The organism is Chitinolyticbacter meiyuanensis, from assembly GCF_008033135.1.
In the GTDB taxonomy this organism is placed as follows: Bacteria; Pseudomonadota; Gammaproteobacteria; order Burkholderiales; family Chitinibacteraceae; genus Chitinolyticbacter; species Chitinolyticbacter meiyuanensis.
In genome coordinates, this window is sequence record NZ_CP041335.1 from 1,980,059 (window position 1) to 2,002,303 (window position 22,245).

General features: G+C 62.4%; 20 protein-coding genes. 14 read left to right on the plus strand and 6 right to left on the minus strand.

Annotation, left to right across the window (positions count from 1 at the left end; all coding sequences use genetic code 11):
- Positions 1-120: 120 nt before the first annotated feature.
- From dapE to fadD, 4 genes are read right to left on the minus strand one after another with little or no spacing between them, the layout of a single operon-like run.
- Positions 121-1,275 (minus strand): succinyl-diaminopimelate desuccinylase, encoded by a 1,155-nt coding sequence (dapE, locus tag FLM21_RS09590; RefSeq protein WP_148715355.1) that lies wholly within the window; start codon positions 1,273-1,275, stop codon positions 121-123.
- On the minus strand, positions 1,272-1,628 hold the full coding sequence (locus FLM21_RS09595) for an ArsC family reductase (protein ID WP_148715356.1): 357 nt from the start codon (positions 1,626-1,628) through the stop codon (positions 1,272-1,274). Before FLM21_RS09595 ends, dapE begins: the two co-directional genes overlap by 4 nt.
- A gap of 60 nt (positions 1,629-1,688) precedes the next feature.
- Positions 1,689-2,843, minus strand: coding sequence for a PilT/PilU family type 4a pilus ATPase (locus FLM21_RS09600; RefSeq protein ID WP_148715357.1), 1,155 nt, complete (start codon positions 2,841-2,843; stop codon positions 1,689-1,691).
- Positions 2,844-2,858: 15 nt separating this feature from the next.
- Positions 2,859-4,520, minus strand: coding sequence for a long-chain-fatty-acid--CoA ligase FadD (fadD, locus tag FLM21_RS09605; protein ID WP_148715358.1), 1,662 nt, complete (start codon positions 4,518-4,520; stop codon positions 2,859-2,861).
- A 305-nt stretch (positions 4,521-4,825) separates the two neighbouring features.
- Here fadD and rimP point away from each other — a divergent pair, with 305 nt between their 5' ends.
- From rimP to pnp, 7 genes are all read left to right on the plus strand, one after another.
- Positions 4,826-5,260, plus strand: a complete 435-nt coding sequence (gene rimP, locus FLM21_RS09610) for a ribosome maturation factor RimP (RefSeq protein WP_281284972.1) — start codon at positions 4,826-4,828, stop codon at positions 5,258-5,260.
- A gap of 73 nt (positions 5,261-5,333) precedes the next feature.
- A complete protein-coding gene (gene nusA / locus FLM21_RS09615) occupies positions 5,334-6,806 on the plus strand; it encodes a transcription termination factor NusA (protein WP_148715359.1) in 1,473 nt (490 codons plus the stop codon).
- 16 nt (positions 6,807-6,822) lie between these two features.
- Complete coding sequence (infB, locus tag FLM21_RS09620; protein WP_148715360.1) at positions 6,823-9,516, plus strand: translation initiation factor IF-2; 2,694 nt, start codon at positions 6,823-6,825, stop codon at positions 9,514-9,516.
- 81 nt (positions 9,517-9,597) lie between these two features.
- A complete protein-coding gene (rbfA, locus tag FLM21_RS09625; protein WP_148715361.1) occupies positions 9,598-9,972 on the plus strand; it encodes a 30S ribosome-binding factor RbfA in 375 nt (124 codons plus the stop codon).
- A gap of 50 nt (positions 9,973-10,022) precedes the next feature.
- Positions 10,023-10,925: a tRNA pseudouridine(55) synthase TruB gene (truB, locus tag FLM21_RS09630; RefSeq protein WP_148715362.1), complete on the plus strand. Its 903-nt coding sequence runs from the start codon at positions 10,023-10,025 to the stop codon at positions 10,923-10,925.
- An 80-nt stretch (positions 10,926-11,005) separates the two neighbouring features.
- Positions 11,006-11,275, plus strand: a complete 270-nt coding sequence (gene rpsO / locus FLM21_RS09635) for a 30S ribosomal protein S15 (protein ID WP_148715363.1) — start codon at positions 11,006-11,008, stop codon at positions 11,273-11,275.
- Between the two features lie 242 nt (positions 11,276-11,517).
- Positions 11,518-13,665 carry a polyribonucleotide nucleotidyltransferase gene (gene pnp, locus FLM21_RS09640; protein ID WP_148715364.1) on the plus strand — a complete coding sequence of 716 codons (2,148 nt, stop codon included), beginning with the start codon at positions 11,518-11,520 and terminating at the stop codon, positions 13,663-13,665.
- Positions 13,666-13,826: 161 nt separating this feature from the next.
- Here the strand turns inward: pnp and FLM21_RS09645 are convergent, their stop codons facing one another.
- The gene (locus FLM21_RS09645) at positions 13,827-14,396 is read right to left on the minus strand and encodes a phasin family protein (RefSeq protein ID WP_148715365.1); all 570 of its coding nucleotides are present in this window, start codon (positions 14,394-14,396) and stop codon (positions 13,827-13,829) included.
- Between the two features lie 219 nt (positions 14,397-14,615).
- On the opposite strand from FLM21_RS09645, the gene phaR reads away from it, so the two are divergent.
- From phaR to FLM21_RS09660, 3 genes are all read left to right on the plus strand, one after another.
- Entirely contained in the window at positions 14,616-15,263 is a 648-nt protein-coding gene (phaR, locus tag FLM21_RS09650; protein ID WP_148715366.1) for a polyhydroxyalkanoate synthesis repressor PhaR, read from the plus strand.
- 205 nt (positions 15,264-15,468) lie between these two features.
- Positions 15,469-16,251 (plus strand): inositol monophosphatase family protein, encoded by a 783-nt coding sequence (locus FLM21_RS09655; protein WP_148715367.1) that lies wholly within the window; start codon positions 15,469-15,471, stop codon positions 16,249-16,251.
- A gap of 2 nt (positions 16,252-16,253) precedes the next feature.
- Positions 16,254-16,679: a DUF3293 domain-containing protein gene (locus tag FLM21_RS09660; protein ID WP_148715368.1), complete on the plus strand. Its 426-nt coding sequence runs from the start codon at positions 16,254-16,256 to the stop codon at positions 16,677-16,679.
- Positions 16,680-16,703: 24 nt separating this feature from the next.
- On the opposite strand, the gene FLM21_RS09665 is transcribed toward FLM21_RS09660, so the two are convergent.
- Positions 16,704-17,078 (minus strand): hypothetical protein, encoded by a 375-nt coding sequence (locus FLM21_RS09665; RefSeq protein WP_148715369.1) that lies wholly within the window; start codon positions 17,076-17,078, stop codon positions 16,704-16,706.
- A 279-nt stretch (positions 17,079-17,357) separates the two neighbouring features.
- Here FLM21_RS09665 and mutS point away from each other — a divergent pair, with 279 nt between their 5' ends.
- From mutS to greB, 4 genes are all read left to right on the plus strand, one after another.
- Positions 17,358-19,877, plus strand: coding sequence for a DNA mismatch repair protein MutS (mutS, locus tag FLM21_RS09670; protein ID WP_148717506.1), 2,520 nt, complete (start codon positions 17,358-17,360; stop codon positions 19,875-19,877).
- A gap of 94 nt (positions 19,878-19,971) precedes the next feature.
- A complete protein-coding gene (locus tag FLM21_RS09675; protein ID WP_148715370.1) occupies positions 19,972-20,406 on the plus strand; it encodes a hypothetical protein in 435 nt (144 codons plus the stop codon).
- A gap of 104 nt (positions 20,407-20,510) precedes the next feature.
- On the plus strand, positions 20,511-21,611 hold the full coding sequence (locus FLM21_RS09680; RefSeq protein WP_187360172.1) for a pseudouridine synthase: 1,101 nt from the start codon (positions 20,511-20,513) through the stop codon (positions 21,609-21,611).
- A 7-nt stretch (positions 21,612-21,618) separates the two neighbouring features.
- Positions 21,619-22,203 carry a transcription elongation factor GreB gene (gene greB / locus FLM21_RS09685; RefSeq protein ID WP_148715371.1) on the plus strand — a complete coding sequence of 195 codons (585 nt, stop codon included), beginning with the start codon at positions 21,619-21,621 and terminating at the stop codon, positions 22,201-22,203.
- Positions 22,204-22,245: the final 42 nt, after the last annotated feature.

A 22,245-nucleotide genomic window follows, 5' to 3' on the forward strand; every position in this document is an offset into this window, starting at 1 on the left:
GGGCTCCAGGTTGGGAACCCACCCAGCATAGGCTGGCCACATTGATTGGTTTTGCGAGATTTGCCCTAGTAATAGATAAGAGCCGGATGAATCCGGCTCTTATCTATTACTGCTGCTGGTTCAGGTCAGCAGTTTTTCCAGCGTCTTCTCGTACACCGCCGCCAGCCGGGGAATGTCGGCAACAGCCACGCATTCGTTGAGCTTGTGGATGGTCTTGTTGATCGGGCCGAATTCGACCACTTCCGGGCAATGCTTGGCGATGAAACGGCCATCGGAGGTGCCGCCGGTGGTGTTGAGCTCGGGGGCTGAGCCGGTCACTTCGGTGACGGCGCCACGGATTGCCTCGATCAAGGCACCATGGTCGGTGAGGAACGGTTCGCCGTTCAGCGTCCAGTCGATTTCGTACTCAAGGCCGTGCGTGTCGAGGATGGCGTTTACCTTGTGCTTCAACGTCTCGGCAGTCTGTTCGGTGGAGAAGCGGAAGTTGAACAGCGCTTCCACCGTGCCCGGAATGACGTTGGTCGCGCCGGTGCCGCCATGGATGTTGGACACCTGCCAGGTGGTCGGTGGGAAATAGGCATTGCCGCGGTCCCACTCGGTTGCGGCGAGCTCGGCAAGGGCTGGGGCTGCTAGATGGATGGGGTTCTTCGCCAAGTGCGGATAGGCGATGTGTCCTTGCACGCCATGCACGGTGAGATGGCCGGACAGCGAACCACGGCGGCCATTCTTGATGGTGTCGCCAAAGCGTTCGGCACTGGTTGGCTCGCCGACGATGCAGTAGTCGATGGCCTCGCCGCGGGCCTGCAATGTTTCGACCACTTTGACCGTGCCGTTGTGGGCTGGGCCTTCCTCGTCCGAGGTGATCAGGAAGGCGATCGAGCCGCGCGGCTCGGGGTGCCTGGCAAGAAAGGATTCGGTGGCGGTGACGAAGGCAGCGAGCGAGGCCTTCATGTCGGCGGCCCCGCGGCCGAAAAGGTGCCCATCGCGCACGTCAGGGGTGAACGGGTCCGATTGCCAGCGCTCCAGCGGGCCGGTCGGCACCACGTCGGTGTGGCCGGCGAATACCAGCACCGGGCCGGTCGTGCCGAAACGCGCCCACAGATTGTCGACATCCCCGAAGCGCAGGTGCTCGATGTGAAAACCCAGCGCCTCCAGGCGTCGCGCCATGATCTGCTGGCAGTCGGCGTCGTCGGGCGTGACGGAGGCCTGGCGCAGCAGGCGCACGGTCAGGTCGATGGTGGGATCGGCGAGGAGGTCTTGGCTGGGGGCGTTCATTTGCTGAAAAGGGCCTGGTAGGTGTCGGGCTTGAATCCGATGCTGATTTTACCACCGCGATCCAGCACCGGACGTTTGATGACACTGGGTTGCGCCAGCATCAGCGCGATGGCAGACGCGTCATCGGTCACCTGGGCCTTGGCCGCATCATCGAGCTTGCGCCAGGTGGTGCCAGCCTTGTTCACCAGCGTCTCCCAGCCGACCTGGCCGATCCAGCCCTGCAGCAGCGCTGCCGTCGGCGGGGTCTTCTTGTAGTCGACCCAGCCGTAGTCGATGTCGGCGTCCTGCAGCCAGGCGCGGGCTTTCTTCACCGTATCGCAATTGGCGATGCCGTAGAGGGTAGGGGTGCTCATGCGGGCTCCTGCAAAGCAAAGGGGCCGCGATGCGGCCCCGGATTTGGGTGGGAACGGGGCTTAGTGTAACGAGATATCGAAGTTGACTTCCACATCCGGCGCCGGTGCGGCCGGATTGGCTGTCGGCGCACGGCGCGCCTGCTCCTGCTCGGCCACGGTTTGCGCGTTGTTCACCATCCAGGACAGGTTCGTTGCCGAATCGGCATTGCGCAGCGCCTCATCGAGCTCGATTTCGCCATCCTTATAGAGCTTGTACAAGGCCTGCTCGAAAGTGACCGAGCCATCGGTCAGCGATTGCTCCATCGCTTCCTTGATGTCCGCGAGCTGGCCGTTGCGGATCAATTCGGCGATGCGCGGGGTATTGAGCATGATTTCGACCGCAGGCACCAGATTGCCCTGCTTGTTGCGGATCAGCCGTTGCGACACGATGGCACGCAGCGACGTCGACAGATCGTATAGCAGTGCTTCGCGGGCATCCTGCGGATAGAAGTTCACGATGCGCGACAGCGAGTGATAGCTGTTGTTGGCGTGCAGCGTCGACAGGCACAAGTGACCGGCCTGCGCATATTGCATCGCATGGGTCATCGTTTCCTCATCGCGGATTTCGCCGATCATCAGCACGTTCGGTGCCTCGCGCATCGCGTTCTTCAGCGCCTCGTGATAGCTCTTGGTATCGAAGCCGATCTCGCGCTGGTTTACCAGCGATTTCTTGTGGTGATGCATGAACTCGACCGGATCCTCAATGGTGAGGATGTGGCCGGCGTGGTTGTCGTTGCGGAAGTTCAGCATGGCGGCCATGGTCGAGCTCTTGCCCGAGCCGGTGGCGCCGACGACCAGAATGATGCCGTGCTTCTGCATCACCAGCTCGTTCAGCACCTCGGGGATGTGCAGCTCGGAGAGCGACGGCGGGTCGACCCGGATGTAGCGCGCCACCATGGAAACGTTGCCGCGGGCCTTGAACACGTTGATCCGGAAGCGGCCGATGCCAGGCACCGGCACCGCAAAGTTCGATTCCCAATCCTGCTCGAAATCGGCGATCTGCTCCGGGCTCATCAGCTGGTAGACCAGCTGCTTCACGTGCTCGCCCTGCAGAACCTGATTGTTCACCGGCCGACAGTGGCCGTTGATCTTGATCACCACCGGCGAGTGGGACGACAGGAATAGGTCCGAGGCCTTGTGTTCGGCCATCAACTTGAAATAAGGCAACAGGTTCATGGTGGCGTTCTTTTGTCAGTTTTGGCGCAACTCCCTGCGCAGAATCTTACCGACATTCGACTTGGGAAGCTCGTCGCGGAATTCGACCTGTTTGGGAACCTTATAATTGGTCAGGTTTTCCCGACAGTAGGCGATCACACCTTCGGCGGTCAGCGTGGGGTCTTTCTTCACCACGAACACCTTGATCGCTTCGCCCGATTTTTCGTCGTTCACACCGATGCAGGCTACTTCCAGCACGCCCGGATGATCGGCAATCACGTCCTCGATCTCGTTCGGATACACATTGAAGCCAGACACCAGGATCATGTCCTTCTTGCGATCGACGATCTTGAAATAGCCGGTCGGCGACATGATGGCGATGTCGCCGGTGGCGAGAAAGCCATCGGTGCCCAGCACCTTGGCGGTCTCCTCGGGACGATTCCAATAGCCCTTCATCACCTGCGGACCCTTGATGCACAGCTCGCCGCGTTCGCCCGCCGGCAGTGCTCGACCTTCGTCGTCGCGCACTTCGGCATCGGTGGACGGAATCGGCAGGCCGATCAGGCCGTTGTATTCCTTTAGCGTCATGGGGTTGATCATTGCGGCCGGCGAGGTCTCGGTCAGGCCGTAAGCCTCGACCAGCGGCACGCCGGTGATCTGCTTCCACTTTTCTGCCACCGCGTGCTGCACCGCCATGCCACCGCCGAGTGCCAGCTTCCAGCGGCTGAAGTCGAGTGTGGCGAAATCGGCGTTATTGCACAGTGCGTTGAACAGCGTGTTCACGCCGGTCATGCAGGTGACCGGGTTGTTGCGCAATTCCTTGATGAAGTTCGGGATGTCGCGCGGGTTGGTGATCAGCAGGTTGGTGGCGCCGATCTTGGTGAACACCATGCCGTTCGCGGTCAACGAGAAGATATGGTAGAGCGGTAGGGCGGTCACGATCATCTCGCCGCCTTCCTTCACCACGCCGCGGATCCAGGCGTGCGCCTGTTGCATGTTGGCGACGATGTTGCGGTGGGTGAGCATGGCGCCCTTGGCCACGCCGGTGGTGCCGCCGGTGTATTGCAGGAAGGCGAGGTCATCCAGCGTGACATTGGCTGGTTGCAGCGTTTGCGCCGCGCCGCGTGCCAGCGCGTCGTTGAATTTGATATGGCCGGGCAGGCTGTAGGCCGGCACCATCTTCTTCACGTGCTTGACCACCAGATTGACCAACTGCCGCTTCGGGAAGTCGAGCTGATCGCCGATCTGGGTGACGATCACGTGCTTGAGCTTGGTGTGCGCCACCACCTTTTCCAGCGTATGGGCAAAGTTGGCGACGATGACGATGGCCTCGGCGCCCGAATCCTTCATCTGGTGCTCGAGTTCGCGCGGTGTGTAGAGCGGATTGACGTTCACCACCGTCATGCCGGCCTTGAGGATGCCGAAGATCGCGATCGGGTATTGCAGCAGATTGGGCATCATCACCGCCACGCGCGCTCCGCGCGGCAGTTTCAGGTCCTGCTGCAGGAAGGCAGCAAAGGCGTTGGCGCGGGCCTCGACCTCGGTGTAGCTCAGCGCCTTGCCCATGTTGATGAAGGCCGGGCGGTTGGCATATTTCTTTGCCGTCTGCTCGAACACGTCCGGGACCGAGCTGAATTCCTCGACCTGGATCTCGTGGGGCACGTGCTCCGGGTAGCTTTGAAACCAGGGGCGCTCCATCGATTGTTCTCCTTTTGGTGGACTGCTGCCGGCGCGAAACGGGCGCGCGCACTGTAAGTTATGCGGTATTGCGATCTACTCTAGAGGCGTAATCCAGGTGCAACAAGCACCCGGCTGCGACAGTTTCGCCAAGTGGTTGTTTCTGTTAGAATCCGGTCTATCCCCAAGGGGATCGTTTGAAAACAATGCTCTGCGTCGCCCTCCGGCGCGTTCGGGCATTCAAAGCGATTCCCAACCGACGGGTGTGCTTTTTTGAATGGGCGCAGGTTTGCAGCCCATTTTTTGTTTGTAGCGAAGGAAACGTAGTGGCAGTCAACCTGCAGGAACTCTTGGAAACCACGCTGGCGGGCATGGGCTACGAGATGGTCGATCTCGAGATCGGCCATGGTGGCCTGATGCGACTGTTCATCGACAAGCCCGGCGGTATCAATGTCGACGATTGCGTCACGGTGAGCAACCACTTCACCCGGTTGTTCATGGTCGAGAACATCGAGTACGAGCGGCTGGAGGTGTCGTCGCCGGGGCTCGACCGTGTGGTGAAGAAACCGGCCGATTTCCTGCGCTTCGCCGGTGAGTTGGTGAAGGTGAAGTTGCGCCTGCCGCTGCCGGACAAGCGCAAGCGCTTCGTCGGCAAGCTGCTGGGGTATGAGGACGAGCATGTCCTCGTCGAGAGCGAGGGTGAGCAGTTGCGGCTGCCGCTGGCGCAGGTCGACAAGATACGGCTGGAGCCCAAGTTCTGACGCGACGTCTGCACCCGGAACGATTTGATTGAATGGTTTGAATTGGCAGTCTGTGCCCAAGGAATAAACGACAATGAGCCGTGAAATTCTGTTGCTGGTCGATGCACTGGCCCGTGAGAAGAATGTAGAGAAAGACGTCGTGTTCACTGCGCTAGAGATGGCGCTCGCCTCGGCGACCAAGAAGCGTTACGACGACGAGGTGGATATCCGCGTGCAGATCGACCGCGACAGCGGCGACTATCGCTCGTTCCGCGTCTGGACTGTGGTCGAGGACAACGACCACGAGGAGCCGAGCCGCCAGATCGCCATCACCGATGCGCCCGACTACGACAAGAGCCTCAAGCTGGGTGATACCTGGGAAGAAGAGCTTGAGCCGATCGAATTCGGCCGTATCGGCGCGCAGACGGCCAAGCAGGTCATCCTGCAGAAGATCCGTGATGCCGAGCGCGAGCAGAACCTGAACGATTTCCTGGAGCGTCGCGAGCATATCGTCTCGGGCACCATCAAGCGCATCGAGCGTGGCAGCGCCATCATCGAGCTCGGCAAGCTGGAAGCCATGCTGCCCCGTGACCAGATGATCCCCAAGGAAAACCTGCGCGTCGGTGACCGTGTGCGCGCCTTCCTGTTGCGCGTCGATCGTGGCGGTCGTGGTCCCCAGCTGGTGCTGTCGCGTACCGCGCCGGAATTCATGGAAAAGCTGTTCGAGATGGAAGTGCCGGAAATCGAGAACGGCCTGATCGAACTGATGGGCGTGGCGCGTGATCCTGGCATGCGTGCCAAGATTGCCGTCAAGTCGAACGACCAGCGCGTCGACCCGCAAGGCACCTGCATTGGCGTGCGCGGCACCCGTGTCAACGCGGTGACCAACGAGCTCGCCGGCGAACGCGTCGACATCATCCTCTGGTCTAACGATCCGGCGCAGTTCGTGATCGGTGCGCTGTCGCCGGCCGATGTCAGCTCCATCATCGTCGACGAGGAAAGCCACGCGATGGACGTGGTGGTGGCCGAGGAAAACCTCGCCATGGCCATCGGCCGCGGCGGCCAGAACGTAAAGCTTGCTTCCGAGCTCAGCGGCTGGAAGATCAACATCATGACGGTGGCCGAGGCTGAGGAAAAACACGAAGCCGAGTTCTCCAAGGTGCGCGAGCTGTTCGTGAACGCACTTGATGTGGACGAGGACGTCGCCGACGTGCTGGTGCAGGAAGGCTTCAACACACTGGAAGAAGTGGCGTACGTGCCGCTCGCCGAGATGCTGGAGATCGAAGGCTTCGACGAAGAGACCGTCAACGAGTTGCGCGCCCGCGCCCGCGATGCCCTGCTGACCCAGGCCATTGCGCGCGAAGAAAAGCTGGAGCACCAGTCCGAAGACCTGAAGTCGCTCGAAGGCATGACGCCCGAGCTCGCTACCACACTGGCCGAGCACGACATCCACACCCGCGACGACCTCGCCGAACTGGCGGTGGACGAACTCACCGAGATGACCGGTATCGATGAGCAAGCCGCTAAGCAACTGATTGTAAAGGCCCGCGAACATTGGTTCGCCTGAGCCCGGAGGAATATGAATGAGTGAAATCAAAGTCAGCCAGTTTGCCGCCGAGCTCAGGATGCCCTCCGAGGAGCTCCTGGAGCAGCTGCGCGCAGCCGGCCTGTCGAAGTCCGGCGCCGATGATACGGTGACGGCCGAGGACAAGACCCGGCTGTTGACCCACCTGAAGCAGAAGCATGGTGGTGGTGCCGACAAGCCCAAGATCGTGCTGGGCCGCAAGGAAACCAGCGAAATCCGCAAGACCGATGCGACGGGCAAGTCCAAGACCATCCAGGTTGAGGTGCGCAAGAAGCGCGTGATCGAAGCACCGGTCGCCGCACCTGCAGCCGCGCCCGCTGTCGCCGCAGCGACACCGGCTGCTGCTGCGCCGGCCCTGGGTCAGGCCGAACTCGCCCAGCGCGAGGTCGAGGCCCGGCGCCAAGCCGAGTTGCGCGAGCGCCAGGCCGCCGAAATGCGTGCCAAGCAGGAACGCGCCGAGCGCAAGGATGAGCCGGTGGTCGAGGCTGTTGCCGCCGAGCCGGTCGCTGTCGCCGAGGTGGTTGAGGCTGTTGCGGCGCCGACGCCAGCACTGGTCGCCGCCCCTGTTCCTGCGCCAGCCCCCGTGGCGGAAGCCAAGCCGGCTGCGCCGCCGACGCTGGGCGATCGCCCACGCATCGGCATGCGCGTCGACCTGCGCAAGCCCAAGGACACCCCGCTGCGTGCGCCCGAGCCCGCCAAGCCCGAACCCGCTGCAGCCACGCCGGCAGCAGCCAAGCCAGCCGACAAGAAGCCCGTCGGTGCCCGCAAGGACGATCGCGATGATCGCGACAGCCGCGGCAAGAAGGGCACGGGCCTCAAGACCCGTGGTGGTGCCGATGCCGGCAATGCCTGGCGTTCGAAGAAGGGCGGTGGCCGCAACAAGGGCAGCCAGGCCGACAGCGACAACGCGCACGCCTTCCAGGCACCGACCGATCCCATCGTCCACACCGTCGATGTGCCAGAAACCATTTCGGTGGCCGACCTTGCGCACAAGATGGCAGTGAAGGGCGTCGAGGTGGTCAAGGCGCTGATGAAAATGGGCATGATGGTGACCATCAACCAGGTGCTGGACCAGGAAACCGCGATGATCGTGGTCGAGGAAATGGGCCACAACCCGGTCGCCGCCAAGCTTGATGACCCGGATACCTATCTGGACGAAGCCGACAAGGGCGAGCACGAGCAACTGCACCGTGCTCCGGTCGTCACCGTGATGGGTCACGTCGACCACGGCAAGACCTCGTTGCTGGATTACATCCGTCGCGCCAAGGTGGCGGCGGGTGAGGCCGGCGGCATTACCCAGCATATCGGTGCCTACCACGTCGAAACCGAGAAGGGCATGGTGACCTTCCTCGACACCCCGGGTCACGAGGCGTTCACCGCCATGCGTGCCCGCGGTGCCAGCGCGACCGACATCGTGGTGCTGGTGGTGGCTGCCGACGACGGCGTGATGCCGCAGACCATCGAAGCCATCCACCACGCCAAGGCGGCCAAGGTGCCAATCGTGGTGGCGGTGAACAAGATCGACAAGCAGGGCGCCAACCCCGAGCGCATCCGCCAGGAACTGGTGGCGCACGAAGTGGTGCCGGAAGATTGGGGTGGCGATACCCAGTTCATCGAAGTGTCGGCCAAGCAAGGCACGAACATCGATGCGCTGCTCGACGCCATCCTGCTGCAGGCCGAAGTGCTGGAGCTGACCTCGCCGGTCGATACCCCGGCCAAGGGCATCATCATCGAAGCACGTCTCGACAAGGGACGTGGTGCCGTGGCTTCCATGCTGGTGCAGTCCGGTACGCTGAAGAAGGGCGACGTGGTGCTGGCTGGTCAGGTCTGGGGCCGCGTGCGGGCGATGCTCGACGAGAACGGCAAGCAGATCAACGAAGCTGGCCCGTCGATTCCGGTCGAAATCCTCGGCTTGTCGGAAGTACCGGCTGCCGGTGAAGATGCGATGGTGCTGGCCGACGAGAAGAAGGCGCGTGAAATCGCGCTGTTCCGTCAAGGCAAGTTCCGCGACGTCAAGTTTGCCAAGCAACAGGCCGCCAAGCTGGAGAACATGTTCGCCCAGATGGCCGAAGGCGAAGTGCAGACCCTGCCGATCATCATCAAGGCCGATGTGCAAGGTTCGTCCGAAGCGCTGGCCGGCAGCCTGCAGAAGCTGTCGACCGACGAAGTGCGCGTGCAGATCCTGCACTCGGGCGTTGGCGGCATCAGCGAATCGGACGTCAACCTGGCCCTGGCATCCAAGGCCGTGGTGGTCGGCTTCAACGTGCGTGCCGATGCGGCCGCGCGCAAGCTGGCCGAGTCCGAGGGCGTGGACCTGCGCTACTACAACATCATCTACGACGCCGTGGATGACGTGAAGGCGGCGTTGTCGGGCATGCTGGCACCGGAGAAGCGCGAACAGATCATCGGCCAGGTCGAGATCCGTCAGGTGTTCGTGGTGTCCAAGGTCGGTTCGATCGCCGGTTGCTACGTGCAGGACGGTATCGTCAAGCGTCACGCCGGTGTACGCGTGTTGCGCAACAACGTGGTCATCCATCAGGGCGAGCTCGAAAGCCTCAAGCGTTTCAAGGACGACGTCAAGGAAGTGCGCTCGGGCTACGAGTGCGGTCTGCAGATCAAGAACTTCAACGACATCCAGGAAGGCGACCAGCTCGAAGTGTTCGAAATCGTCGAGGTGGCGCGGACGCTGTAATCCCACACTGGGCAAGGCAAGGGGGAAGCGGGGGCGGCAAACGCTTCTGCTTCCCCCTTTGCCCTTCCCGAGGTAAGTATCATGGCCAGAAATTTCACCCGTTCCGACCGTATCCAGCAGCAACTGCAGCGTGACATCGCCGAGCTGATTCGCGGTGAGCTCGATCATCCCAAGGCATCGCTTATCACCGTGACCGACGTCGAGGTGACGCGCGACTATTCGCACGCCAAGGTGTTCTACACCTTCCTTGGCACCAGTGAGGACGCGGCGGCCATTGCCGACAAGCTGGAAGCCGCCAAGGGTTTCCTGCGCAGCGAGCTGGCGCGCGGCTTCAAGCTGTTCAAGATGCCTGAGCTGCATTTCCACTACGATCATTCGATCGAGCGTGGCATGCAGCTCGACAGCCTGATCGCCCAGGCGGCCAGTCTGCCCAAGGCGCCGGACGACGACGCGTAATCATCGTGGGCGTGCATGATGCACGCCCCGCACTTTCTGCTTTCCATTCCATGGCAAAACGAAAAATCGACGGCGTGCTGCTGCTCGACAAGCCGTTCGGCTTTTCCAGCACCGGCGCGTTGCAAAAGGCCCGCTGGCTGTTCCAGGCCGAGAAGGCGGGTCACACCGGCGTGCTCGACCCGTTCGCGACCGGTCTGCTGCCGCTGTGCTTTGGCGAAGCGACCAAGTTCTCGCAACGCATGCTCGACGCCGACAAGGGCTATCGCGCCACGGTTCGCCTTGGTGAAGTCTCGACCACGCTCGATGGCGAAGGCGAGATCACAGCGAGCGGCACGGTCGATTGCGACGAGGTGCGCCTTCGCGCGGTGCTGGCTTCATTCCTCGGCGAGTACGATCAGGTGCCGCCGATGCATTCGGCGCTGAAGTTCCAGGGCAAGGCGCTCTATGAATATGCGCGCCAGGGCGTCGAGATCGAACGCAAGGCACGACGCATCACCTTCTATGCACTCGATCTGCTGAGCTTCGACGGTACGACGCTGGTGCTCGATGTGCTTTGCTCCAAGGGCACTTATATCCGCGTGCTCGCCGACGACCTGGGCAAGGCGCTCGGTTGCGGTGCTTACCTTGCCGGGCTGGTCCGCACCCGCACCGCCGGCTTCGTGCTCGAGGACGCGATCTCGCTGGATGCGCTGGCAGAGCTGGACATGCCAGCCCGCGAAGCGTTGCTGATGCCGGCCGACCGCCTGCTTGCAGAGCTACCCGCGCTGACGCTCGATGCGGAGCAGGCCGAGCGGTTGTGCCATGGCATGACCGTACGGCTGACGCCCGGCCAGACTGGCGAATTCCGGCTTTACGGTCCCGGGCAAAATGCGGATAATGCGCGATTCCTCGGTTTGGGCGAGGTCGGTGCCGATGCGGTGCTGAGGTCCAAACGACTGCTGACCACGGCGTGAGCGGGAGGAAGCGCGGAGGGGTCGTTCAGGCTCGCCGCGCTTGTCGGGGCAATGACCCCTCAACTTTGGAGTATCAAGCAATGGCAGTTACCGTCGAACAAAAGGCCGACATCGTCAAGTCGTTTCAACGCGTCCAAGGCGATACCGGCTCCCCGGAAGTGCAGGTTGCCCTGCTGACCGCCCGCATCAACGACCTGACCCCCCACTTCAAGGCCAACGCCAAGGATCACCACTCGCGTCGTGGTCTGTTGAAGATGGTGTCGCGTCGCCGCCGCCTGCTGGACTACCTCAAGCGCACCAACGCAGACAGCTACCGCGAACTGATCGCCAAGCTGGGTCTGCGCAAGTAAGTCCAGGCCAGAAGTCGCAGTCGTCAAGACTGCGACTTTTTTGTTTCAAGGCCCCCAGTTTCAAACGGCCTGTTCGCCCAACCGTGGTTCCGACGGCGGACAGACCGGCAGGTTGTGTCGGAACCGGCAATCGCCGCAGCACCCGAACCGCGCTCCCCGCGTGGCGTGCGTGCCGCATCGGCCCGATTGTCATTGCCGCTACGCCCAGGGCCGAGGGTGCACTGTAGAGAAAAGGAAAATCCGTGTTCAATAAAATCGTGAAATCGTTCCAGTACGGCAAGCACACCGTGAAGCTGGAAACGGGCGAAGTCGCCCGCCAAGCCTCTGGCGCCGTGGTCGTTTCCATGGACGACACCGTGGTGCTGGTCACCGTCGTTGCCGCCAAGGGCGTCAAGCCCGGTCAGGACTTCTTCCCGCTGACCGTCGATTATCAAGAACGTACCTATGCCGCCGGCAAGATCCCCGGGGGCTTCTTCAAGCGTGAAGGCCGTCCGTCCGAGAAGGAAATCCTGACGAGCCGCCTGATCGATCGCCCGATCCGTCCGCTGTTCCCGGAAGGTTTCTTCAACGAAGTGCAGATCGTCGCGACCGTGGTCTCGCTCGATCCGCAGATCGATTCCGACATCCCCGCCATGATCGGCGCTTCGGCTGCACTGGCGATCGCCGGTGTGCCGTTCCAGGGCCCGATCGGTGCTGCCCGCGTCGGCTATGCCAATGGTCAGTACCTGCTGAACCCGACCAAGGACGAACTCAAGACCAGCCAGCTGGATCTGGTGGTCGCCGGTACCGAGCAGGCTGTGCTGATGGTCGAATCCGAAGCGCAGGAACTGGCTGAGGACGTGATGCTGGGCGCCGTGGTGTTCGGCCACGAGCAGATGCAGGCCGCGATCAACGCGATCAACGAACTCGCCGACGAAGTAAACCCTGAGCTGTTCGACTGGGAAGAGCCGAGCCGCGACGAAGCGCTGGAAGCACAGATCGCCGGCATCGCCGGTGACGACATCGCCCAGGCCTTCCGCATCCCGCAAAAGCAGGCCCGCACCGTCAAGCTGAACGAAGCCTGGGCCAAGGTGAAGGCTGCCCTCATCACCGAGGACACCGATACCCTGCTGGCCAACAAGATCCGCGGCATCTTCCACGACATGGAAGCCAAAATCGTCCGCAACCAGATCCTGGACGGCTACCCGCGTATCGACGGTCGCGACACCCGCACCGTGCGCCCGATCACCATCCGCAATGGCGTGCTGCCACGCACCCACGGCTCCTCACTGTTCACCCGTGGCGAAACCCAGGGCCTGGTCGTCGCGACGCTGGGCACCAAGCTCGACGAGCAGAAGATCGACGCGCTGGCCGGTGAATACACCGACCGCTTCATGCTGCACTACAACTTCCCGCCGTACTCGACCGGTGAAACCGGCCGCGTCGGCAGCCCGAAGCGCCGCGAAATCGGCCACGGCCGTCTGGCCAAGCGTGCCCTGGTGGCAGTGCTGCCGACGCCGGAAGAGTTCGCCTACTCGATGCGCGTGGTGTCCGAGATCACCGAATCGAATGGTTCGTCGTCGATGGCTTCGGTCTGCGGCGGCTGCCTCGCGCTGATGGATGCCGGTGTGCCACTGAAGAACCACGTGGCCGGTATCGCCATGGGCCTGATCAAGGAAGGCAATCGCTTCGCGGTGCTGACCGACATCCTGGGCGATGAGGATCACCTCGGTGACATGGACTTCAAGGTGGCCGGTACCGACAACGGCATCACCGCGCTACAGATGGACATCAAGATCAACGGCATCACCAAGGAAATCATGAAGGTGGCGCTGGAGCAGGCCAAGGCTGGCCGCATCCACATCCTGGGCATCATGAAGGCCGAAGTGGCTGGCGCGAACACGGAAGTGTCGCAACACGCGCCGCGCCTCTACACCATGAAGATCAATCCGGAGAAGATCCGCGACGTGATCGGCAAGGGTGGCTCGGTGATCCGTGCGCTGACCGAGGAAACCGGTACCCAGATCGACATCCAGGAAGATGGCACCATCACCATCGCCTCGGTTTCGGCTGAAGGTGCGGACGAAGCCAAGCGCCGCATTAGCGAGATCACTGCCGAAGTGGAAATCGGCAAGATCTACGAAGGCCCGGTGGTGAAGATCCTCGACAACAACGTCGGTGCCATCGTCTCGATCATGCCGGGCCGCGATGGTCTGGTGCACATCAGCCAGATCGCCAATGAGCGCATCAAGAACGTGAGCGACTACCTGAAGGAAGGCCAGGTCGTGCGCGTGAAGGCGCTGGAGCAGGACGAGAAGGGTCGCGTCCGCCTGTCGATCAAGGCTGTGCTGAACGACGAAGCTACCCAAGCAGCGCCGGCTCCGGCTGTGGAAGCGCCGGCCGCAGAATAAGCGGACTGCTCTTACCAAACAAAACGCCACGCATTGCGTGGCGTTTTGTTTTGCCCTTATGGCGAAACGGCTTGGCCGACTTCGGCACCCGGGTGCTGTAGCTGTGCTGCAACAACGACAACGGGCGCCTTGGCGCCCGCTGCTACGGATGTTGCACTGTGTCAGACGGCAGCGTTGCTGCTGTTGGCGGCGCGCTTGGTGGCAGCCTTCACGGCATCGGTGGTCGCGGTGGTGGCGGCCTTCACCGAAGCATCAGTGAAATCGGCAACCTGCTTGGCGGCCTTGGTCAGGCTGTCGACTGCGGCAGCGGTGGCTTGCACGGTCGACTTCACTGCGGCCACGGCGACGTCGGTGCCGGCCGGGGCGGATTTCACGAAGCGATCCAAGCCCGACACCACATCCTTGTTGAACACGGTGGTGCGCTCTTCGATCAGCTTGGCGACTTCGGCCTGGGCTTGCGAGGCGATGTCGTACAGGCTCTTGGAATAGGCCGAGAACTGTTCGACGCCGGCTTCAGCCAAGCGCTGTCGCAGGCTTAGGGCTTCCTGCACATCCTTGACCGAGGCCCAAGCCTTGGCGTTCTTGGCGTTTTCCTCGAGCGCGGTCTTGGCGGTCTCAAGGTTCAGGCGGGTGACGCGCTCGACCGAGTCGAGCGAGATGCGCGCAAAGCGCAGGGAGGATTCGACGTAGTCGGTGGCGAATTCCGCGAATTGTTGCTGGGCTTGGCTCATGATTGCTCTCCTGTCTCTGAGGATGGGTTCGATCTACCATTGTGCCGAACGCAGCATGCAGTTCATGTTGCTTTGCACAATACCGAAGTCATTCTGGTCGTGCACTCCTGGAGTGTCAACCATTATTTGTGCGATGCAGCATGAGCGGTTGCACAAAACGACGAACGCAAGCTATCTTCTTGTACTTGGACGCACACAGACTACAAGCATGGAGAAGGCATGAGCGCCGATAAACGCGTGATCAAGAAATATCCGAATCGGCGGCTGTACGACACGGCGACGAGTTCCTACATCACGCTCGCCGACGTGAAGCAATTGGTGCTCGACAACACCGATATCCAGGTGCTCGATGCCAAGACCGGTGATGACATCACCCGCTCGGTGCTGCTGCAGATCATCATGGAAGAAGAGGCGGGCGGCATGCCGCTGTTCACCTACGACGTGCTGACGCAGATCATCCGTTTCTACGGCCACGCGATGCAGGGACTGATGGGCAATTATCTTGAGAAGAACATGCAGCTCTTCGCCGAGATGCAGCACCGACTGCAGGATCAGGCCCAATCCGCAATCAGTACCGACAATCCGCTGCTCAACAATGCCAACCTATGGGGCGACTTCATGAAGTTCCAGGGGCCGGCATTGCAGAACATGATGAGCAACTATCTGGAGAGCAGCACCAGCCTGTTCGTCGAGATGCAGCAACAGCTGCAGGATCGCGCCAAGCATCTGTTCACGGGTTTCGGCATGCCGGGCTATGCGAAGAACGATCCGACGCCGGGTGATCCCCAGCCGTCCGAGCCGCCGCTGGCCGGTAGCGAGGAAGCCAAGGCCGCCGCGAAGAAGCGCACGCCCAAGGCATCATCCTGATCATGTAGGGCCTGCCCTGGGCAGGCCCCTTAACGGCAAGGCGCGCTCGCGCTACAATGGCGCCGATTTTCCGATCTTTAGAAGCTGGTCGCCCCGTGTGACCCCACAATCTGCATCGATGCCGTGGCCTTGGCCCGGCTGATTCCCGTCCTGCCGCGCGATGCGGCAGCGTGGTCGACCGCTTCTCGCCAAACAGGAACCTGCCATGCATCCGATGCTCAATACGGCCGTCCGTGCCGCCCGCCGTGCCGCCTCCGTCATTCAGCGCGCCTCCAATAACCTCGACCTGATCGCTGCCGAGAAGAAAGGCCACAACGATTTCGTCTCCGAAGTCGACCGTGCGGCCGAGAGCGCCATTATCGAGACCATTCTCGAGGCGTATCCCACTCACGCGATCCACGCCGAAGAATCGGGCAACCGGGGCAACTCGGAATACGTGTGGATCATCGATCCACTCGATGGCACCACCAACTTCCTGCATGGCTTTCCGCAATACGCGATCTCGATCGCGCTCGAGCACAAGGGCGTGATCACCCAGGCCGTGGTCTACGATCCCAACCGCAACGACCTGTTCACCGCAACCCGCGGTGTCGGCGCCTTCCTGAACGATCGCCGCATCCGTGTCTCGAAGGTGCGCGATCTGTCGGACGCGCTGGTCGGCACCGGTTTCCCTTATACCAAGTTCGACAATCTCGACGCCTACATGGCGATCTTCCGCGACATGGCGCAGCAGGCCGCTGGCGTGCGCCGCCCTGGTGCCGCCGCTCTGGATCTGGCCTACGTGGCCTGCGGCCGGTTCGATGGCTTCTTCGAATTTGATCTCAAGCTGGTCGACATCGCCGCTGGCATTCTGCTGGTGCAGGAGGCCGGTGGCCTTGTCACCGACATGAAGGGCGAGGAGCACTACCTGCAATCCGGCGATGTGCTGTGCGGTACGCCGCGCGTATTCGGCCAGATGCTGCACCTGATCAAGCAACACATCCGTTGAGCATGAACGAGGCCGAGCTCGAGGCGCGGTTTGGCATGGCCTACCGCGCCACGCGCTACCGGGTGCCAGCGCTCGGCTGCTGTATCCGCGTTGGTGACCTGCAGCCGGAGGTCGATTCGGCGCTGTCGCGGCTTGGCATGACGAGCTGGGCGGTGGTCTCGGCGTGCAATCCCTATTCCGCTGCGCAGCTCTGCGCCCATGAGAACCTGGCGCGGCACCAGAACCTGATCGATGCGCTGCACGCGCAGGGCTTCAGACCGGTCGAGGCGCTGGGTGAGCCCGATGAGCCAGGTTGGCAGCCCGAGCCCTCGCTCTGGGTGCCGGGCATCGATCAGCTCGCCGCCTGCGAGTGGGGGCAGCGTTTTGAGCAGAACGCGGTGGTGTTCGGCCACTTCGGCGAGCCAGCCTGCTTGGTGTGGTGTCGATAGGGCGGTTCGACGAACGCTCTACCGTCATCGATCGAGCTGCGCCAGCACATCCCGCACTGCGTGCTCCAGCACCTGTGGGTTGGCATCCCGCAACGTCAGCCTATCAGCCGACAGGAAGCGGATGGTGTGATAGCCGTAGGGCTCCCGTTTTTCCTGCACCACCAGCGTATTGAAATCCCCACGCGTGATATCGCAATTGATGTTCCATTGCGGATGCCCGTCCGGGCCCGGGTCCGGATTGAGGAACAGCCGGAATTCCGCTGTTTCGAGGCAGGGGTTGTGGTTGTACTTGTTGACGTAGGTGCATCGCGCGCCGCTCGCGATGATATGGCGCTTCACCCGATCCAGATCGACCTTGTTCAGTACCGGGTGACCGGCAATATGGGGCACAACATTCATCGCATTCGGTTCCGCTCGAATGAAAGGAGCAAGGGTGCCAAGCAGGATGGCAAGAGACAACAGGGCGGCAATCGGCTTCATCGGCAAGGCGGCAAGCAATCCTGGTTGAGGTCGCTAGGTCAGCTCGGCGCACGTTGCGGCTGACCGGTGTGAAATAGCAGCGGCGTCGACGGTGGCCTTGTTAAAATGCGGGCCTTGCGCACCAGCCCCATCGTATTCGACACCGCCTCGATGAAGCAGAAAAAAGTCAAAGAAAGTAACGAACTCAGCCACACCCCCATGATGCAGCAATACTTGGCGCTCAAGGCCGAGCACCCGGACAAGCTGTTGTTCTACCGCATGGGCGATTTCTACGAGCTGTTCTACGACGACGCCGTCAAGGCGGCCAAGCTGCTCGATATCACGCTGACGACCCGTGGCCAGAGCGCCGGCATGCCGATCCGTATGGCCGGGGTGCCGCACCACGCCTGCGAGGGCTATCTCGCCAAGCTGGTGAAGCTGGGCGAATCGGTGGCGATTGCCGAGCAGGTGGGCGATCCGGCCTTGGCCAAGGGCCCGGTCGAGCGCAAGGTGGTCAAGGTGGTCACGCCGGGCACGCTGACCGATGCCGCCTTGCTGGATGACAAGCGCGAGAACCGGTTGCTCTCCATGGTGGCGTTCAAGGGTCGCTTGGGGCTGGCCTGGCTGTCACTGGCCTCCGGTGATTTCGCGCTGATGGATACCGATGTCGACCGCCTGCCGTCCGAACTCGAGCGCTTGCGCGCCGCCGAGCTGCTGGTCAGCGACGATACTGAGCTCGCCTTGCTCGACCAGTTGCAGATCCCGGTGCGGCGACTCGCGCCATGGCAGTTCGACGCCGATGCCGCCAGCCGCAATCTGGCGCGCCATTTCGCCGTGCATGATCTCGCCGGCTTCGGCATCACCAGCCCGATGGTAGCGCTCGGCGCGGCTGGTGCGCTGCTGGAGTACGTGCGGACCACGCAGGGCGGCGCGTTGCCGGCGCTGGCCGGGCTCCGGGTGGAAAGCACCAGCCAGTACATCGAGCTCGATGCCGCCACTCGGCGCAACCTAGAGCTGACCGAGACCATCCGCGGTGAAGCCGCGCCAACGCTGTTCTCGCTGCTCGACCAATGCGCCACCAGCATGGGCTCGCGCCAGTTGGCGCACTGGCTGCATCATCCGCTGCGTAGCCACGGCCGCATCCTGGAGCGCCAAGGTGCCATCACCGCGCTGATCGATGCCGGCAGTTATATCGATCTGCAACGCGTGCTGGCCGAGATCGCCGATATCGAGCGCATTGCCGGTCGCATCGCGTTGCGCTCGGCACGACCGCGTGATCTGTCCAGCCTGCGTGACAGCCTGGTGCAGCTGCCACAGCTGGCTGCTTTGCTGCCGCAAGGCGGGTTGTTTACTGGCGTTGCGCTGGCGCTGGCGCCTGATGCCGCGATCGAAGCCCAGCTGGCCGCCGCCATCCTGCCGGAACCTTCAGTGGTGCTGCGTGAAGGCGGCGTGATCGCCGATGGCTACTCAAACGAGCTTGATGAGCTGCGGCAAATCCAGAACCACGGTGGCGAGTTCCTGGCGCAGATGGAAGCGCGTGAGCGCGAACGCACCGGCATTGCCACGCTACGGGTTGAATACAACCGCGTTGCCGGCTATTTCATCGAAATCACCAACTCCTTCCTCGACCAGGTACCGCCGGACTATCGCCGTCGCCAGACGATGAAGAATGCCGAGCGCTTCATCACGCCCGAGCTCAAGCAGTTCGAGGACAAGGCCCTGTCGGCGCAGGAGCGCGCGCTGGCGCTGGAAAAGCAGCTGTACGAGCAGCTGCTGGAAAGCTTGCAGCCTCAGCTGGCGGCGTTGCGGCTGGCTGCGCAGGCGGTGGCGACCATCGATGTGCTGGCGTGCTTCGCCGAGCGCGCGGTCACTGGCCGCTATGTGGCGCCGGCCTTTGTTGATGACACCCTGATCGACTTCGAGGCCGGGCGCCATCCGGTGGTCGAGGCGCAGATCGCCGATTTCATTCCCAACGACCTGGCGTTTGCCGCCACGCGCAAGTTGCTGTTGATCACCGGTCCCAATATGGGCGGTAAATCGACCTATATGCGGCAGGTGGCGCTGATCGTGCTGCTGGCGCACGTGGGCAGCTTCGTGCCCGCCACACGGGCCAGCATCGGGCGGGTCGACCGCATCTTCACCCGCATTGGTGCGAGCGACGATCTGGCGGGCGGGCGCTCGACCTTCATGGTCGAGATGACGGAAACCGCGAACATTCTCAACAACGCGTCTGCGGAAAGCCTGGTGCTGATGGACGAAGTTGGCCGCGGCACGTCTACATTCGATGGCTTGGCGCTGGCATGGTCGATTGCGCGCGCGCTGATCGAGAAGAACCGCGCCTACACGCTGTTCGCCACGCATTATTTCGAGCTGACGCGATTGGCGCAGGATTACCCGGTGGTGGCCAATGTCCACCTTGATGCGGTCGAGCACAAGGACAAGATCGTGTTCCTGCACGCGGTACAGGAAGGCCCGGCGTCGCAGAGCTACGGGGTGGCGGTGGCGCAGCTTGCCGGTGTGCCCCGCGACGTGATCCGACAGGCAAAGCGTAAGCTGACCGAACTGGAACAAGGCAGTATCAGCAATGGCTTACAAGGCGATCTGTTTGCCGTGCCACCCGCCCCCGAGGTTGAAGCCTTGCCGCACCCGGCGATGGAGCATCTGGCCGAGCTCGACCCCGATACGCTAACCCCCCGTCAGGCTTTGGAAAAGCTGTACGAACTCCGTTCCCTGCTTTAGGTCAACCGTCCGTCACATTGCTCCGAAACTTCAAAATGGCCTTTGCTACGATGGGTTGGATCAATTGATACCTAAACTGACAAGGAAACGCGCCGTGAACATGGTAAGCGATGTAGAGGAGGGGACCGCGCTGGATGATGGCGTTGCGCGGTTCCTGGGGCTGGCCGGCAACGATGGCCAGGTACGGCTTTCAGACATCCGCAGCAAGGCGGCGAACGAGCTGACCCGCTATGGCGACGACCTGATGGGGCATCTGTCCGGCCTCGGCGTGACGGTACCGCCAGCGATCCAGCTCGCCAGCAACGAAGGCGGTCAGGTCAACGTGCTGGGCGATCATCCGGCCAAGACCCAGATCGAGTCATTCATCAACAACGATACCCGGCTGTTGAAGTGGTTCAAGGAAATCGAGGTGCTGCATGAAATCCTGCGCCGCGCCGAGCTTTCCGGCCGCAGCGAGGAATTCACCCGTCAGCATTTCAACCTCGGCCTGACCAGCATCGGCAGCATCGCCTTCTTCGCAGAAGGGTGATGCCATGCCGGCACAACCAGGGCCGCCCTCGAGGCGGCCTTTGTTTTCGGGGTGAGGCGATTGACGGCCAAGGTATAATCGCGGTTTGCATTGGAAACACCAAGATGAGAAACAACCGAGCACGTCGCCCGCAGCCGGCGATCAGCGAACAGAAGGCCGGTCAGCAGCGGCGCGCTCAACTGGCCGGCCGCAAGGCGGGCCAGGGCGACGATTGGGTCAGCAGCAAGGCGGCACTGGGCGAAGCCGGCCGGGGTAAGGCAGGGGCCGCCAAACCAGCTGGCACGCGTGGACAAGCACAAGGCAAGCCTGCGGATACAGCAGCTCAGCCGCCGACTGAGCGTCGTGCGCCGGTCAAACGCGCCAAGAAGCTGCAGGTGCGGGCCGGTTCGCAATTGCAGGTTGCCAAGCAGAAGCAACTGCGCGAGAAGCGCATCGCCAGTGATCAGCTGGGCGAGGAGCGACTGCAGAAGGCGCTGGCGTTCTCCGGCTGGGGCTCGCGGCGCGAAGTCGAAGGCTGGATCGCCGAGGGCAAGGTCACCATCAACGGCCGCGTGGCCGAGCTCGGTGCCAAGGTGAAACCGGGCGACGATGTGCGCGTGGGCAGCAAGCGCGTTGCGCTGCGCTGGCCGGATCGCCTGCCGCGCGTGGTGCTCTATCACAAGCAGGAAGGCGAGCTCGTTACCCGCGATGATCCGCAAGGCCGCGTCACCGTGTTCGAGCGCCTGCCCAAGCTTGCTTCCAGCAAATGGATTGCCATCGGCCGGCTGGATTTCAACACCTCGGGCCTGCTGGTGTTCACGACCTCGGGCGACCTCGCCAACCACATGACCCATCCACGCTTCGAAATTGAGCGCGAGTATGCGGTGCGTGTACTTGGCGAACTCAGCGATGAGCAGATCGCCGAGCTGAAGAAGGGCATTGAGCTCGACGATGGGCCGGCGCATTTCGAACACATCACGCCTACCGGCGGCGAAGGGGCCAATCACTGGTACAACGTGGTGCTGAAGGAAGGCCGTAACCGCGAGGTGCGCCGTATGTTCGAGCATTACCAGCTGCAGGTGAGCCGGCTGATGCGGGTGCGTTTCGGCATGTTCGGCCTGCCGCCGCGACTCAAGCGCGGCCAGTTCTACGAGCTCAACGAAACCGAAGTGCTGGCGGTGATGAAGTGGGCGGACCTCAAGCTCAACGGCGAAGCCAAGGATTGAGCGCGCGATGAGCAAGGCGTTCACCCGCGAGAGCGACGACGCGGACGATGAGCTGCCGCCCGAGCTCAAGGTACCCGCGGGCAGCAAGAACTACATGACGCCGGGTGGCTGGCACCGGCTGCGTACCGAACTCTACGACTTGGTGCACAAGGAGCGGCCGCATGTCACTCAAGTGGTGAACTGGGCGGCCAGCAACGGCGATCGCTCGGAGAATGCCGACTACCAGTACGGCAAGCGCCGGCTACGCGAGATCGATCGCCGCATCCGCTTTCTGCAAAAGCGGCTGGAGAACGCCGAGGTGGTTGATCCGGAAACGCGCGAAGTCACCGACCAAGTGTTCTTCAGCGCCACGGTCAGCTACCTGCGCGACGATGGCCGCGAGGAAACCGTGGCCATCGTCGGGGTCGATGAAACCGACCTCAAGCGCAACCACATCAGCTGGACCAGTCCGGTGGCGCGTGCGTTGTTGAAGGCGCGCGAGGGTGATGTGGTGCAGTTGCGCACGCCCGCTGGCATTGAGGAGTTGGAAATCGTCGAGGTAGCGTACCGTCGCCTGAACGAACCCGCGAGCAGCCCGGACCCAGATGTCTGAAAGGCGTGACGATTCAGTCGTTTGTCATGCTGGCAGCAGCGC

Bases quoted from the DNA above. Each gene is read 5' to 3' on its own strand.
- dapE (WP_148715355.1), bottom strand. From the start codon at position 1,275: ATGAACGCCCCCAGCCAAGACCTCCTCGCCGATCCCACCATCGACCTG.
- FLM21_RS09595 (WP_148715356.1), bottom strand. From the start codon at position 1,628: ATGAGCACCCCTACCCTCTACGGCATCGCCAATTGCGATACGGTGAAG.
- FLM21_RS09600 (WP_148715357.1), bottom strand. From the start codon at position 2,843: ATGAACCTGTTGCCTTATTTCAAGTTGATGGCCGAACACAAGGCCTCG.
- fadD (WP_148715358.1), bottom strand. From the start codon at position 4,520: ATGGAGCGCCCCTGGTTTCAAAGCTACCCGGAGCACGTGCCCCACGAG.
- nusA (WP_148715359.1), top strand. From the start codon at position 5,334: ATGAGCCGTGAAATTCTGTTGCTGGTCGATGCACTGGCCCGTGAGAAG.
- infB (WP_148715360.1), top strand. From the start codon at position 6,823: ATGAGTGAAATCAAAGTCAGCCAGTTTGCCGCCGAGCTCAGGATGCCC.
- rbfA (WP_148715361.1), top strand. From the start codon at position 9,598: ATGGCCAGAAATTTCACCCGTTCCGACCGTATCCAGCAGCAACTGCAG.
- truB (WP_148715362.1), top strand. From the start codon at position 10,023: ATGGCAAAACGAAAAATCGACGGCGTGCTGCTGCTCGACAAGCCGTTC.
- rpsO (WP_148715363.1), top strand. From the start codon at position 11,006: ATGGCAGTTACCGTCGAACAAAAGGCCGACATCGTCAAGTCGTTTCAA.
- FLM21_RS09645 (WP_148715365.1), bottom strand. From the start codon at position 14,396: ATGAGCCAAGCCCAGCAACAATTCGCGGAATTCGCCACCGACTACGTC.
- phaR (WP_148715366.1), top strand. From the start codon at position 14,616: ATGAGCGCCGATAAACGCGTGATCAAGAAATATCCGAATCGGCGGCTG.
- FLM21_RS09655 (WP_148715367.1), top strand. From the start codon at position 15,469: ATGCATCCGATGCTCAATACGGCCGTCCGTGCCGCCCGCCGTGCCGCC.
- FLM21_RS09660 (WP_148715368.1), top strand. From the start codon at position 16,254: ATGAACGAGGCCGAGCTCGAGGCGCGGTTTGGCATGGCCTACCGCGCC.
- FLM21_RS09665 (WP_148715369.1), bottom strand. From the start codon at position 17,078: ATGAATGTTGTGCCCCATATTGCCGGTCACCCGGTACTGAACAAGGTC.
- mutS (WP_148717506.1), top strand. From the start codon at position 17,358: ATGATGCAGCAATACTTGGCGCTCAAGGCCGAGCACCCGGACAAGCTG.
- FLM21_RS09680 (WP_187360172.1), top strand. From the start codon at position 20,511: ATGAGAAACAACCGAGCACGTCGCCCGCAGCCGGCGATCAGCGAACAG.
- greB (WP_148715371.1), top strand. From the start codon at position 21,619: ATGAGCAAGGCGTTCACCCGCGAGAGCGACGACGCGGACGATGAGCTG.